Source organism: Planococcus sp. ISL-109, assembly GCF_018613655.1.
Taxonomy (GTDB): Bacteria; Bacillota; Bacilli; order Bacillales_A; family Planococcaceae; genus Planococcus.
In genome coordinates this window covers 276,867-289,588 of sequence record NZ_JAGGPW010000004.1, presented here as the reverse complement: position 1 = coordinate 289,588, position 12,722 = coordinate 276,867, and the positions used below count along the sequence as shown (strand labels likewise).

At 46.8% G+C, this 12,722-nt stretch carries 14 protein-coding genes; 9 read left to right on the top strand and 5 right to left on the bottom strand.

Annotation, left to right across the window (positions count from 1 at the left end; translation table 11 throughout):
- Nucleotides 1–93: 93 nt before the first annotated feature.
- Nucleotides 94–738: a YkyA family protein gene (locus J7E21_RS03220; RefSeq protein WP_215104666.1), complete on the bottom strand. Its 645-nt coding sequence runs from the start codon at nucleotides 736–738 to the stop codon at nucleotides 94–96.
- A gap of 145 nt (nucleotides 739–883) precedes the next feature.
- Between J7E21_RS03220 and def the strand changes: the two genes are divergently transcribed.
- Nucleotides 884–1,450 (top strand): peptide deformylase, encoded by a 567-nt coding sequence (gene def, locus J7E21_RS03215; RefSeq protein ID WP_215104664.1) that lies wholly within the window; start codon nucleotides 884–886, stop codon nucleotides 1,448–1,450.
- Nucleotides 1,451–1,544: 94 nt separating this feature from the next.
- Here def and J7E21_RS03210 read toward each other — a convergent pair whose 3' ends face one another.
- Nucleotides 1,545–2,318, bottom strand: coding sequence for a Cof-type HAD-IIB family hydrolase (locus J7E21_RS03210; RefSeq protein WP_215104662.1), 774 nt, complete (start codon nucleotides 2,316–2,318; stop codon nucleotides 1,545–1,547).
- Nucleotides 2,319–2,599: 281 nt separating this feature from the next.
- Here J7E21_RS03210 and J7E21_RS03205 point away from each other — a divergent pair, with 281 nt between their 5' ends.
- Nucleotides 2,600–2,818 carry a DNA-dependent RNA polymerase subunit epsilon gene (locus tag J7E21_RS03205; RefSeq protein WP_215104660.1) on the top strand — a complete coding sequence of 73 codons (219 nt, stop codon included), beginning with the start codon at nucleotides 2,600–2,602 and terminating at the stop codon, nucleotides 2,816–2,818.
- Nucleotides 2,815–4,482, top strand: a complete 1,668-nt coding sequence (gene rnjA, locus J7E21_RS03200) for a ribonuclease J1 (protein WP_215104658.1) — start codon at nucleotides 2,815–2,817, stop codon at nucleotides 4,480–4,482. Before J7E21_RS03205 ends, rnjA begins: the two co-directional genes overlap by 4 nt.
- A 76-nt stretch (nucleotides 4,483–4,558) precedes the next feature.
- Here the strand turns inward: rnjA and J7E21_RS03195 are convergent, their stop codons facing one another.
- Nucleotides 4,559–5,218, bottom strand: coding sequence for a potassium channel family protein (locus J7E21_RS03195; RefSeq protein WP_215104656.1), 660 nt, complete (start codon nucleotides 5,216–5,218; stop codon nucleotides 4,559–4,561).
- Between the two features lie 68 nt (nucleotides 5,219–5,286).
- Complete coding sequence (locus J7E21_RS03190) at nucleotides 5,287–5,583, bottom strand: hypothetical protein (RefSeq protein WP_215104654.1); 297 nt, start codon at nucleotides 5,581–5,583, stop codon at nucleotides 5,287–5,289.
- 322 nt (nucleotides 5,584–5,905) lie between these two features.
- Here J7E21_RS03190 and J7E21_RS03185 point away from each other — a divergent pair, with 322 nt between their 5' ends.
- The 6 genes from J7E21_RS03185 to J7E21_RS03160 all read left to right on the top strand — a co-directional run bounded on the left by J7E21_RS03185 (nucleotide 5,906) and on the right by J7E21_RS03160 (nucleotide 11,542).
- Nucleotides 5,906–6,445, top strand: a complete 540-nt coding sequence (locus tag J7E21_RS03185; protein WP_215104652.1) for a helix-turn-helix domain-containing protein — start codon at nucleotides 5,906–5,908, stop codon at nucleotides 6,443–6,445.
- Between the two features lie 15 nt (nucleotides 6,446–6,460).
- Nucleotides 6,461–7,564 carry an ABC transporter ATP-binding protein gene (locus tag J7E21_RS03180; RefSeq protein WP_215104650.1) on the top strand — a complete coding sequence of 368 codons (1,104 nt, stop codon included), beginning with the start codon at nucleotides 6,461–6,463 and terminating at the stop codon, nucleotides 7,562–7,564.
- Entirely contained in the window at nucleotides 7,557–8,381 is an 825-nt protein-coding gene (locus J7E21_RS03175) for an ABC transporter permease (RefSeq protein ID WP_215104648.1), read from the top strand. The genes J7E21_RS03180 and J7E21_RS03175 overlap by 8 nt, the downstream gene beginning before the upstream one ends.
- A complete protein-coding gene (locus J7E21_RS03170; RefSeq protein WP_215104646.1) occupies nucleotides 8,365–9,171 on the top strand; it encodes an ABC transporter permease in 807 nt (268 codons plus the stop codon). The genes J7E21_RS03175 and J7E21_RS03170 overlap by 17 nt, the downstream gene beginning before the upstream one ends.
- Complete coding sequence (locus J7E21_RS03165) at nucleotides 9,168–10,244, top strand: ABC transporter substrate-binding protein (RefSeq protein WP_215104643.1); 1,077 nt, start codon at nucleotides 9,168–9,170, stop codon at nucleotides 10,242–10,244. Before J7E21_RS03170 ends, J7E21_RS03165 begins: the two co-directional genes overlap by 4 nt.
- A 107-nt stretch (nucleotides 10,245–10,351) precedes the next feature.
- Nucleotides 10,352–11,542 (top strand): MFS transporter, encoded by a 1,191-nt coding sequence (locus tag J7E21_RS03160; protein ID WP_215104641.1) that lies wholly within the window; start codon nucleotides 10,352–10,354, stop codon nucleotides 11,540–11,542.
- 57 nt (nucleotides 11,543–11,599) lie between these two features.
- On the opposite strand, the gene J7E21_RS03155 is transcribed toward J7E21_RS03160, so the two are convergent.
- Complete coding sequence (locus tag J7E21_RS03155) at nucleotides 11,600–12,715, bottom strand: N-acetyldiaminopimelate deacetylase (protein WP_215104639.1); 1,116 nt, start codon at nucleotides 12,713–12,715, stop codon at nucleotides 11,600–11,602.
- Between the last annotated feature and the right edge of the window lie 7 nt (nucleotides 12,716–12,722).

The window sequence follows — 12,722 nt, the reverse complement described above, 5'->3', positions numbered from 1 at the left end:
AAACTGTACTATAAAAAAATCTAAACTGTACTATAATACAATGTATTCAGATTAGCCTTTTATAGCACAGAAAAAAGCAGCCTTTACGGCTGCTCATTCATTATCGGCTTCGATTTTCTGAGTTGTGTCACTTTTCAATTCATTGAACTGTTCGGTCTGTTCATTGAACGCTGTCACAGCTTCTTGGACAAGCTCATTTTGCTCGTTGACTTCATTTGTTTTAGCTTGAAGTGTCTCGAGGTCCATGTCTTTCTCAGCTACCATGGCGTACAATTCACTTTGGTGTTCCGTCAGCGATTGATAAGCATCTGTGAATTCGCGGTGCTTGGCAAAACGCTCCTCCATCCGCTCCTTCAGCGCCATAAGATCCGACTGCAAGCTTTCTTCTTCCGCCTCTTCGATCAATTGATCCATGCTTTGGAATTGCTCAGCTGCGCTTTGCATTGATTGCCTTTCGGTTTCAAGCAACTCCAGTCGTTCTTCCGCAGAAGCAATCGCTTCTTGCGCTATCTCTTCGACTTCCGCCTGCTGTTCTTTTGTCAATGCCATCATCGACTCGAAAAGCTGATGCTCGTTTTGCTCGCGGCTCTGCAACTCGCCCTGAACATCCCGGTAGTCTGCTTCCTCTTCAAATGTCGATTCTAAAATATCATTCAATTGTTCTTCCGTTGATGTTCCGGAACACGCAGAAAGAAAAAGAATCCCGGTTAAAACGGTGGCCATAGCTGTTCTCTTCACAATAAAGTCCCCCTTGATTTCCATGTTTTAACTATAGAATGAATATCCAAAAAACACAATGAAAGCTAAAGCTTTTTCTTTTTTCAAAAACGCTTTGATACGGTACAATAAAACTACAAGAAGGCATCATGAAAGGATGAACATAGTGATTTCAATGAAAGATATTATTCGTGAAGGGCACCCGACCCTCCGTCAAAAAGCAAAAGAACTCCAGCTTCCCCTTTCAGAGGAAGACCGCAAGCTAGGCGAGGAGCTTTTGCAATATGTAAAGAATAGCCAAGACGACGAACTGATGGAAAAATATGACCTGCGCCCCGGTGTCGGCATCGCCGCTCCGCAGATCAATGCATCGAAACGGATTTTCGCCCTGCATTTCGACGAGCAGTCCGGTGAGAATTTGAGCCTTGTGGCGGTCAACCCTAAAATCGTCAGCCATTCGGTCGAAAAAGCCTATTTGTCGAGCGGGGAAGGCTGTCTTTCTGTCGACCGTTCCGTTCCCGGCTATGTTCCGCGCTATGCCCGCATTACTGTCAAAGGCTTTACGTTAAGCGGTGAAGAATTCAAGATGCGCTTGAAGGGTCTTCCGGCTATCGCCTTTCAGCATGAACTCGACCATTTGAACGGCATTATGTTCTATGACCATATCAACCCGAAAAATCCGTTCCATGAAGTTGAAAATGCCGTCGCCATCGACCGTGTTACCGTCGAATAACAAAACCCCGTTCAGCGAGTGCTGGCGGGGTTTTGTTTTGCCGATTCGCCAACTGATTGCAGGCAAAGTCACGCCTACAAGCTATTTCTTTCGATTAACGGCTGAGGCCGAGAAAGTCAAAAGCTTTTGCCAGCCCGCCTTCATCGACGTGGCTGGTGACATGATTTGCACGCTTCTTCGTTTCTTCATGGCCATTTGCCATGGCCACGCTGAAGCCTGCAACTTCCATCATTTGCAGATCGTTCAAGCCGTCACCGAACGCAATCGTATCTTCTAAGCGGTGGCCTGTCGACTGTATCAAATGCTTGATGCCTTCAGCTTTGCTTCCTCCTTTTGGGAGGATGTCGCAGGAAACTCGGTGCCAGCGGACGAAATCGACATTTTGGAACGCTAGATGATATTGCTGTTCCTCGTGCTCTTCGCAAAATACCAGCGCCTGGTATACATCGTTCGTCCGATAAAACTCCTTATCCATTTGGGGATGCGGAAACTTCAAGCTTTTGATGCTTTCATCGATGTTCGGATGGAAATCGATCGATGACACCATTTTATGCTCATTCAAAAAAACGAGCGGATGATCGCGCTGATCGGCAAAATCCATCACACGCTCTAAAATAACCGGTTCAATCGCTTGTTTGTGGACGGCCTCATTCTCAAATGCGATGTACTGGCCGTTGAACGTAATATACGTATCGATCGCCAGCTCTTCTAGCAGCGAGCCTATCATAAATGGTGCGCGGCCAGTGGCGATGGCCAAGTGGTGCCCATTCGCCCGTGCACGTATCAATGCCTGCTTTGTAGCTCCCGGTAATTGCTTGTTCGAATCAAGCAATGTGCCGTCAATATCCAATAATAATAATTTTGACATACTTCAATCTCCAATCTTTTTATGAAGGAACTTTTGAGAGCGCCCTCTTTTCATTTGTCAGAAAAAACAGTATACTATACATAAGGAGTGGTGGGCCATGCTGAAACGGTTGAAACGCAGACTACTCAGACAGCTCAACGGCATTATGAACAAAAAGAAGATAGCATAAAGTTTTGGCCCTTCTTATATTAAATAGGAGGGCTATTCTTTATTTTAAAACAATGACATGATAATATAAAGGAAGTGCATTTATTATTGAACGTGTAAAAGGAGAGCAACCTATGATTTATAAAGTTTATTACCAGGAAAACCGTTTTGAAGTACCAGTAAGAGAAAACACCAAAAGCTTGTATGTTGAAGCTTCCACCGAGCGGGAAGTTCGTCATCATCTGAAAGACCGTAACTACAACGTCGAGTTAGTGCAGCTACTTGAAGGGCAGCATCTCGAATATGAACAAGCATCCCAAGACTATCATGTGGAGACACTTGAAACCCGATGAAATTCGTAAAAAATGATCAGACAGCTGTTTTCGCGCTCGGCGGACTCGGCGAAATCGGCAAAAATACTTATGGCGTCCAATTCCAGGATGAAATCATCCTGATTGATGCCGGCATCAAATTTCCGGAAGACGATTTACTCGGAATCGATTATGTTATTCCAGATTACACTTATTTAGTTAAAAACGCCGACAAAATCAAAGCCCTGTTTATAACACACGGCCACGAAGACCATATTGGCGGCATCCCTTACCTACTCAAGCAAGTAAACATGCCTGTTTATGGCGGTAAGCTAGCACTTGGCTTATTGCGCAAAAAATTGGAAGAGCATGGCTTATTGCGCAGCACAACGCTGATTGAAATTGCTGAAGAAGACGTTATCAAATTCCGCAAAACTTCGGTCAGTTTCTTCCGTACAACACATAGTATTCCCGATTCTTTCGGTGTAGTCGTTAAAACACCACCCGGCAGCATCGTCCACACAGGCGACTTCAAGTTCGACTTTACACCAGTCGGCGAACCGGCAAACCTTTTGAAAATGGCTCAAATCGGCAGCGAAGGCGTATTGTGCCTGTTGTCCGACTCGACTAATGCTGAAATCCCGAATTTCACTTTGTCCGAACGCAAAGTCGGCGAAACCCTTAAAGAAATTATGCGCAAAGTTGAAGGCCGCTTGATTTTCGCGACTTTCGCTTCCAATATTTACCGTCTTCAGCAAGTAACTGAAGAAGCAGTGCGCCAAGGCCGCAAAATTGCGGTATTCGGCCGCAGCATGGACAATGCCATGACAATCGGCCGTGAACTCGGCTATATTACTGTACCGGAAGATTCGTTCATCGACACGCAAACTTTGAACCGGATGCCTGCCGATAAGGTCGTCATCCTTTGTACCGGCTCACAAGGCGAACCGATGGCTGCACTGTCACGGATCGCTAACGGCACCCATCGACAAATCCAGATCCAACCGAACGATACTGTCGTCTTCTCGTCTTCCGCGATTCCAGGCAATACGAGCAGCGTCAACCGGACAATCAACTTATTGTTCCGTGCAGGAGCTGATGTTATCCACGGCTCGTTGAACGATATCCATACATCTGGACACGGTTCACAAGAAGAAAACAAATTGATGCTGCGCTTGATGAAACCGAAATACTTCATGCCGATCCACGGTGAATACCGGATGCAGGCACAACACGCAGAACTTGCAGTAGATTGCGATGTTCCGCGCGAGAATACCTTCATTATGGAAAATGGCGATGTTTTGGCACTTGGCCAAGACGAAGCATCCGTAGCAGGCCGTGTCCCTTCCGGCGATATTTACATCGACGGCAGCGGAATCGGTGATATCGGCAATATCGTACTGCGCGATCGCCGGCTCTTGTCTGAAGATGGACTGGTCATTGTCGTCGTCAGCATCGATAAAAAGAAAAGCCGCATGGTATCAGGCCCTGACCTCATTTCTCGTGGATTCGTCTATATGCGCGAATCCGGCACGATGATCTATGAGGCACAGCAAATGCTGAATCGCCACTTAAACAAAAAAATCCACAGTAAAAATACCGACTGGGATGAACTGAAAACCGATATCTCGGATGTTCTCGGACCGTATCTCTACGAAAAAACGAAACGTCGCCCGATGATTCTGCCAGTTATTATGGAAGTATAAAAAAAGAAGCCCTCAGCGGCTTCTTTTTTTTGCTCCATTTCATAGGAAAAAGCTGCCGTATTATCGGCAGCTTTAGTTAATTCATCACTTTCTTCTCAAAGCGGTTGATGTCCGCATCAGATCCGATGATGATCAAAATATCTTCCCGTTCGATTTCTAGATCGGCTTGCGGTGATACGATGATGTCATCGCCTCTTTTTATTGCGACGATGTTGATGCCGTATTTTGCCCGGATGTCCAATTCGATCAATGTATAGCCCGCGAGCTTTTCATTCGCTTTAATCTCCATAATCGAATGTTCATCCGACAATTCCAGATAATCGAGCACATTATTCGACAAAATATTATGGGCGATGCGGATGCCCATGTCCCGCTCCGGATGCACCACTTTATCGGCTCCAATTTTGTGCAGAACTTTGGCATGATAGTCATTTTGCGCTTTCACTGTAATTTTCTTCACACCGATTTCCTTCAGCATCAGCGTCGTCAAGATGCTCGCTTGGATATTTTCGCCGATTGCGACAATAACATGCTCGAAATTTCGGACCCCGAGGGATTTCAGAACCGATTCGTCTGTTGTATCGGCTACTACGGCTTGCGTTGCAATTGATGCGAATTCATCCACGCGCTCATGGTCTTTATCGATTGCCATGACATCCGCACCTTGCTCGATCAATTCCCGCACGATGCTTCCGCCAAAACGCCCCAAGCCAATTACCACGAATTCTTTCTTCATTGTGATCCCCCATCCTGTTAAGTCTCTCTTTTATCATATCCTTCTTTCATACATAAAAAAAGCCCCGCTTATTTGCGGGGGTCAAGCGGCCGTTTTGGACGGTTCTCACAATATTCACAGCTGATATCGCTGCAGCGCTCTTCGCGCCATTCATTGCAGCTCGCACAGTAACTCGCATCGAATTCGTTATCGAAAGTCAGCGGGTCCATGCACGTATGGCAAAATGTATGGACATCCATCCAATTGATAAACTTCTTATTCGCTACTAAATAAAGCCCTTTTTCATCTTGTTTATAATTCATAATCGATGGTTTTTGAGCTACCCTGTTTTTTGGGTCAAGGAAAAAATTCATCTTTCCGTTCATGTTGATCACTCCCGTTGGTGGTTGGGCTATTGTCTACCCTTCATCATCTGCTGAATCTGCACAACCGAAACTTCTATGTCAATCTTTTAAGACGTTATGACTTTTGCACTTTCTCTATGATAGTAATTGCCTTAGCCGATTGCAATAGATTCGGATTGTTTTTCGCAAATTATTTTCACTTGAATTCTATTCTATGTTTTGTATAATGAATAAATACTTTAACTAAACTTTAAGTGTATTTTTACTAAACTCCACTTTCGAAGCATGATACTAAGAATCAACTTATCGCTTTCGCCTATTTCACAAGAATTGAGGAAACTGCATGCAAATCGGCAAAAAAATCAAAACGCTGCGGCTGAAAAATGAACTGACCCAAGAAGAGCTTGGATCACGCACCGATTTAAGTAAAGGGTTTATTTCCCAGCTGGAGCGGGATATGAATTCTCCTTCGATCGAAACGCTATTCTCGCTTCTTGAAGTGCTCGGCACCACACCAAAGGAATTTTTCACGGATGCAGAAGAAGCGAAGCTCGTCTTCAAAGAAGAAGACCATACCGTGCATAGTGACCGGGAAGCGGGATACGAAATTGATTGGCTCGTCCCCACATCCAACAAAAAAGAAATGGAACCCGTTTATTTAACACTCAACGAACAAGGGAAATTCAAAACCTTTGAACCGTCGACATCCGAAACCTTTGTTTATGTACTGAACGGAAAAGTTCGATTGGATATCGGAAGCCGCTCCTATATAGCCGATGCCGGCGACTCCATTTATTATAGTGCAGACCAAGAACATACCTTAGTGAACCACTCCGCTGAACAGGCGGAAATGATCATTGTGGCCACAAAATCTTATTTATAATCCAGGAGGAATAGTATGACTGACCAATCGATCATCCGCTTTGATAATGTAGTACAAACATTTGAAGGCGCGGGAAACGTGTTGAACAATATTAGTTTTGAAATGGAAAAGGGGAAATTCTATACGCTGCTCGGTCCTTCCGGCTGCGGCAAGACGACGATTTTGCGCTTGATTGCCGGCTTTAACCAGCCGACAAGCGGCGATATCTATATTAAAGGAAAAAAAGTAAACACATTGCCGGCGAATGAGCGGCTAGTCAATACGGTGTTTCAAGATTACGCACTCTTCCCCCATTTGAATGTATTTGAAAATGTGGCATTCGGTTTGCGCATCAGGAAAATTAAAAAAGCGGAAGTCGAACGGCGCGTTAAAGAAGCGTTGGCGTTCGTCAATTTGAACGGTTATGAAAACCGGGAAGTCCACGAAATGTCTGGCGGACAACGCCAACGCGTGGCGATTGCCCGTGCAATCGTCAATGATCCGGAAGTGATTTTGCTCGATGAGCCGCTGTCGGCACTGGACCTAAAGCTGCGGACGGAAATGCAATACGAGCTGCGCGAAATGCAGCAACGCCTCGGCAAGACTTTTGTGTTCGTCACGCATGACCAGGAAGAAGCCTTGGCGATGTCCGATGAGATTTTGGTTATGAATGCCGGTGAAATCCAGCAAACCGGCACGCCGATGGACATTTACGATGAACCGATCAACCGCTTTGTCGCTGATTTTATTGGAGAATCCAATATCGTCGAGGGCACAATGGTTGCCGATTACCGCGTCCGCTTCGCCAACAAGGAATTTGATTGTGTTGACCGAGGCTTATCGCTCAATGAACAAGTGGAAATCGTCATCCGTCCGGAAGATCTCGAAATCACCCACCCGGAAAACGGGAAAATGGCAGTCCATGTTGATAGCCAATTGTTCCGTGGTGTGCATTTTGAGATTTCCACATATGACGAAACTGGCAATGAATGGCTCGTCCACTCGACCAAACGAGTGGAGGTCGGCTCGCAAATCGGCCTCGACTTTGATCCGGAAGCGATTCATGTCATGCGCTTGAACGAGTCCGAGGAAGCATTTGATGCGCGCCTTGAATCTTACGGAGCGCATCCGAATGGCTAAAAAGTCTTCTCGCCCGTGGTATCTCATCCCTTATTATTTATGGATTGTGCTGTTCGTCATCGCACCAATAGTACTCATCGTATACTTTTCATTTCAAGACTTATCCGGTGGGTTCACGTTTTCCAACTACGCGGATTTCTTTTCATCGACTTATTTACGCTTAACGCTCAGTTCGTTCTGGTATGCATTTTTGATTACCTTGATTTCGATTTTGATCGCCTACCCGACCGCTTATTGGCTGACGAAAACAAAGCATAAACAGCTGTGGCTCCTTTTGATCATCATTCCGTCATGGATCAACTTGCTGCTAAAAGCGTATGCGTTCATCGGCATCTTTGGCTTGTATGGCCCGGCCAACCAATTGATTCAGTTTTTCGGAGCGTCTCCTTTGCAGATCCTCTTTACGGATTTCAGTTTCGTCTTCGTAGCAGTTTATATTTTCATCCCCTTTATGGTGCTGCCGATCTTCAATTCACTCGATAAAATCAACCCTGCATTGATCGATGCATCGCGCGACCTAGGGGCATCGCAATGGATGACGTTCCGCCGCGTCATTTTTCCGCTGGCGCTCAACGGCGTCAAATCCGGTGTTCAAGTGGTGTTCATTCCGGCCTTGTCGCTTTTTGTTATTACCCGCCTCATCGCCGGGAATAAAGTGATTACACTCGGAACGGCCATTGAACAGCAATTTCTCGTCACCCAAAACTGGGGCATGGGTTCGACCATCGCCGTCTTTTTGATGCTCTTTATGATCATCATTGTGCTGCTCACTGGCCCAAAAGAGAAAGGGGGGGCATTGAATGGCAAAGCTAAGTAAGTCCGCCAAAATATATTTGGCATTCGTCTTTTTTATTCTTTACGCCCCGATTTTCTATTTAATCTTTTATTCCTTCAACAGCGGAGGCACGATGTCCGGATTTGAAGATTTCACTTGGGAGCATTATGCAGCTGTATTCAATGACACCCGCTTGCTCATTATCGTGTTGAACACGGTCATCGTCGCCTTATTATCTGCGCTCATATCAACCACAATTGGCGTGCTCGGGGCGATCGGCATTACCTTCTTGCGCAACCGCAAGATGCGCAGCGCCGTTTTGTCCTTGAACACTGTGTTGATTGTCAGCCCTGATGTTATTATCGGCGCCTCGTTTCTGATTCTCTTTACAATGCTAGGCGTCAAGCTCGGCTTTGCCTCCGTTCTCGTCTCGCATATCGCCTTCAGCATACCGATCGTCGTCATCATGGTATTGCCGAAACTGCAGGAAATGAGCTCGACGTTGATCGATGCCGCAACGGATCTTGGGGCATCCCAGCGCGATATTCTGACGCGTGTCATCATCCCTTATATCAAACCCGGGATTTTTGCCGGCTTCTTTTTGGCATTGACTTACTCGCTTGATGACTTTGCGGTCACGTTCTTCGTTACCGGCAACGGCTTTGCGACATTGTCTGTCGAGATTTATTCGATGGCGCGGGCCGGCATCACATTGACGATCAACGCTCTTTCGGCACTGATCTTTGTCGTGACACTTGGCCTGGTGCTCGGGTATTATTTCTTTAACCAGCGCTCAGCCGCGTCCGCCGGAACAGGAGGAACTCGTCTATGAAAGATCTAGTAAAAGCCAGTATCGCCATCATCGCCATCTCAGCCGTTCTCTTTTATGCGGTCCATTTGCTCGAAACCAGCTCGGCAACATCCGGCAGCGGTTCGATTTCAGTGTACAACTGGGGGGAATATATCGACCCGGAACTCGTTACCCGCTTTGAAGAAGAAACCGGCATTCAAGTTGTTTACGAGACGTTTGATTCGAACGAATCGATGATGACCAAGATCGAACAAGGCGGTACGTCGTATGATGTGGCCATGCCTTCTGAATACGCTATAGAAAGAATGAAGGAAAATGATTTATTATTGCCGATCGACCAAAACAAAATACCGAATCTTGAAAACATCGACCCTTATTTTCTGGATCTGCCTTTTGATCCAGGCAATGAATATTCCATTCCTTATTTCTGGGGAACGGTCGGAATCGCCTTTAACCCGTCTCTTCTTGAAGGACAAACCTTCGAACAATGGGACGACCTGTGGGACCCGACACTCGAACAGGAAGTAATTCTCGTCGACAGTGCACGGGAAGTGATTGGCATGGGCTTGAACAGCCTCGGCTATTCGCTGAACTCGACAGATCTTGGAGAACTGCGGGAAGCGACGGATAAACTGAAGATACTTGGGCCGAACGTTAAAGCCATCATCGGCGACGAAATCGTCGAAATGATGCGCCGCGAGGAAGCGGCCGTTGCTGTCACATGGTCCGGTCAAGCAGCGGACATGATGTGGATCAATGAAGACATTGATTACGTAGTACCCGTGGAAGGATCCAACCTATGGTTCGATAATATGGTCATTCCATCGACTGCCGGCAATGTCGATGGCGCACATGAATTCATTAACTTTATGCTCGATCCGGAAGTCGCTGCCCAAAACGCGGATTACGTCGGCTATTCCACACCAAACGAAGAGGCGCTTGCCTTAATGGATCCGGAAGTGACCGAAGATGAGCGTTTTTATCCGACCGAAGAAATGCGCGACCGCCTGGAAGTTTATGAAAACTTAGGGCTTGAAATGCTAGGTGTTTACAATGAATTATTTTTGGAATTCAAAATGGATATGGAAAAATGACAGGCAGAGCTTCTGCCTGTTTTTTTCTATTTAAATAAGGTATAGTAATTAAGTTCTTTATGCTAAATTTTAGTCACACGAAACAATACCGAGAGAAGGTCTGGCTTATGGCCGTAAAATCAACTAAATTTGCCTTATACATTCTCATGTTCAATATGTTCATCGCCATGAGCGGCATCGGCCTGATTATTCCGATCATGCCCGCCTATTTGGACACGTTCGGCGTAGCTGGCCAGGCGCTCGGCACACTGATTGCAACATTTGCATTTGCCCAGTTCCTATTCTCCCCCATTTCCGGGGAACTGTCCGATAAATACGGACGCAAAAATCTAATCATTTTCGGACTTGTCGTTTTCGGCTTGTCGCAATTGCTCTTCGGCATGGCCACCGAATTGTGGGTCCTTTACCTCGCCCGCTTTTTCAGCGGTGTCGGCGGTGCTTTTCTCATTCCACCAATGATGGCTTTTGTCGCGGATATTACAACTTATGAAGAACGCGGCAAAGGGATGGGATACCTCGGTGCTTCAATGTCACTCGGCTTTATGATTGGGCCCGGCATCGGCGGCTTTTTGTCGGAAGTCAGCTTGCAATTCCCGTTTTATGTCGCGACCGCCGTCGCTTTGCTAGCGGCATTACTGTCCTATTTTGCTTTACCGAACGTCAAACCAGCGGTGCAAGCGGCGGATTATAAACGGGAGAATTTATACCAGCAGATGAAGCGTTCTGTCTACACTCCTTATTTTGTCATGCTCGTCGTCATGTTCATTTTCGCGTTTGGACTGTCTAATTTCCAGTCGACGATTGCGTTATATGTGGATAAACAATTCCAGTTTACACCGAAAGAAATATCTGTCGTTATTACCGTCGGCGGCTTTGTCGGTGTCATCGTCCAAACCTTCGTCATCGACAGCTTGTTTAAGCGCTTTGGCGAGATGCGCGTCATTCTCGTCAATTTGCTCATCTCAGCGGCTGCTATGATCGGCATCCTGTTCGTCAACACGTTCTGGACCATCCTGTTCGTCTCAGCCATCTTCTTCACAGCCGCTTCCTTGTTGCGACCCGCCATCAACACACTCATCTCCAAGCTTGCCGGCGATTCACAAGGCTACGCAGCCGGCATGAACAATGCCTATATGAGCCTCGGCAATATGATCGGCCCGGCACTTGCGGGTGTGCTGTTTGATATTGATATGAGCTTTCCGTATATCGCGGGGACGCTCATCCTGCTCGTTTGTTTCTTCATTGCTTCGAGTTGGTCATTGAAAAAGAAAGACTTGCTGCAAGAAAGCCGCAGCTGATCAAGTGGTGTCTTATCACATAAAAAGAAGCTGACCGCGATTGCGGTCAGCTTCTTTTTACAATGCTTTAAAATAATTATAGAGAAAGTCCGGCATGAAATCCAATATCGTCTCATCCGGCACAAGCTTTGCATGATGCAAGCCGAACGGCGAACCGACGCCAGCCCAAAACATCAGGCCCGGCAAGCGTCCAGTAAAATAACCGAAGTCTTCACCGGTCATCGCGGCTTCACTGCGGATTGCCGTCACTTCAGGATACTGAGATGCATACTCCAAAAAGGATTCCGCAAGCTCTGTATCGTTATCGACTTGGCGGTAGCTGGCACCATAATCGATCGCTACGTTACACTCGTAGCCTTCTTCAATCGAGCGGCACAGCGATTCGATGCGTTTTTTCACACGCTTCATCGATTCCGGCGTCAAAGTTCGGATCGTTCCTTCGAGACGGGCGTTTTCCGCGATGATGTTTTGCACCGTGCCCGCTGTCATTTTGCCTACAGTCAGTACGGCCGAATCCATCGGGTCGACATTACGGCTGACGATTGTCTGCAATTGCATGAGCAATGCTGCAGCTGCGACCGCCATATCGCGCGTTTGATGCGGGAAAGCGGCGTGCCCGCCTTTGCCGCGTAAGTCGATGAACAACTCTGAAGTATTGGCAAACAACAAACCCGGCTTGGTCGCAACGGTACCGACAGGCAACTCCGGTGCAATATGAAGTGCAAACATTTGATCCGGCAAAAGATCCGGCCGCTGCTGTTCCAGCCAAGCTAGCAGCGGCTCAGCGCCGCCTGGCCCCTCTTCTGCAGGCTGAAATATCATCACCACATCATCTTTAATCGGTTGTTCGATCAGCTTAGCGAGCAAGCCGAGTGCAATCGACATATGGACGTCGTGCCCGCAAGCGTGCATAAACCCTTCGTGCTGCGAGGCAAACGGCAAGCCGGTCGCTTCCTGTATCGGTAAACCGTCGATATCCGTGCGCCACCCGAGCGTCCGCTTAGGCGCTGTACCTGTAACTATGGCTACAAGCCCGGTGCGCCATTCCGTCAGTTGGACGCGGTCAGTTGCCATGTCGGAAATGACTTTTTTCAGATAGTGCTGCGTTTTCACTTCCTGAAAACCGAGCTCTGGAATTTTATGAAGATCTCTTCTTATTTGAATAAGGTCCATAATATTC

Coding starts and splice junctions, on each gene's coding strand:
- J7E21_RS03180 (WP_215104650.1), top strand. CDS start 6,461: ATGACTGACCAATCGATCATCCGCTTTGATAATGTAGTACAAACATTT.
- J7E21_RS03190 (WP_215104654.1), bottom strand. CDS start 5,583: ATGAACGGAAAGATGAATTTTTTCCTTGACCCAAAAAACAGGGTAGCT.
- J7E21_RS03185 (WP_215104652.1), top strand. CDS start 5,906: ATGCAAATCGGCAAAAAAATCAAAACGCTGCGGCTGAAAAATGAACTG.
- J7E21_RS03175 (WP_215104648.1), top strand. CDS start 7,557: ATGGCTAAAAAGTCTTCTCGCCCGTGGTATCTCATCCCTTATTATTTA.
- J7E21_RS03165 (WP_215104643.1), top strand. CDS start 9,168: ATGAAAGATCTAGTAAAAGCCAGTATCGCCATCATCGCCATCTCAGCC.
- rnjA (WP_215104658.1), top strand. CDS start 2,815: ATGAAATTCGTAAAAAATGATCAGACAGCTGTTTTCGCGCTCGGCGGA.
- J7E21_RS03195 (WP_215104656.1), bottom strand. CDS start 5,218: ATGAAGAAAGAATTCGTGGTAATTGGCTTGGGGCGTTTTGGCGGAAGC.
- J7E21_RS03160 (WP_215104641.1), top strand. CDS start 10,352: ATGGCCGTAAAATCAACTAAATTTGCCTTATACATTCTCATGTTCAAT.
- J7E21_RS03170 (WP_215104646.1), top strand. CDS start 8,365: ATGGCAAAGCTAAGTAAGTCCGCCAAAATATATTTGGCATTCGTCTTT.
- J7E21_RS03155 (WP_215104639.1), bottom strand. CDS start 12,715: ATGGACCTTATTCAAATAAGAAGAGATCTTCATAAAATTCCAGAGCTC.
- J7E21_RS03205 (WP_215104660.1), top strand. CDS start 2,600: ATGATTTATAAAGTTTATTACCAGGAAAACCGTTTTGAAGTACCAGTA.
- J7E21_RS03210 (WP_215104662.1), bottom strand. CDS start 2,318: ATGTCAAAATTATTATTATTGGATATTGACGGCACATTGCTTGATTCG.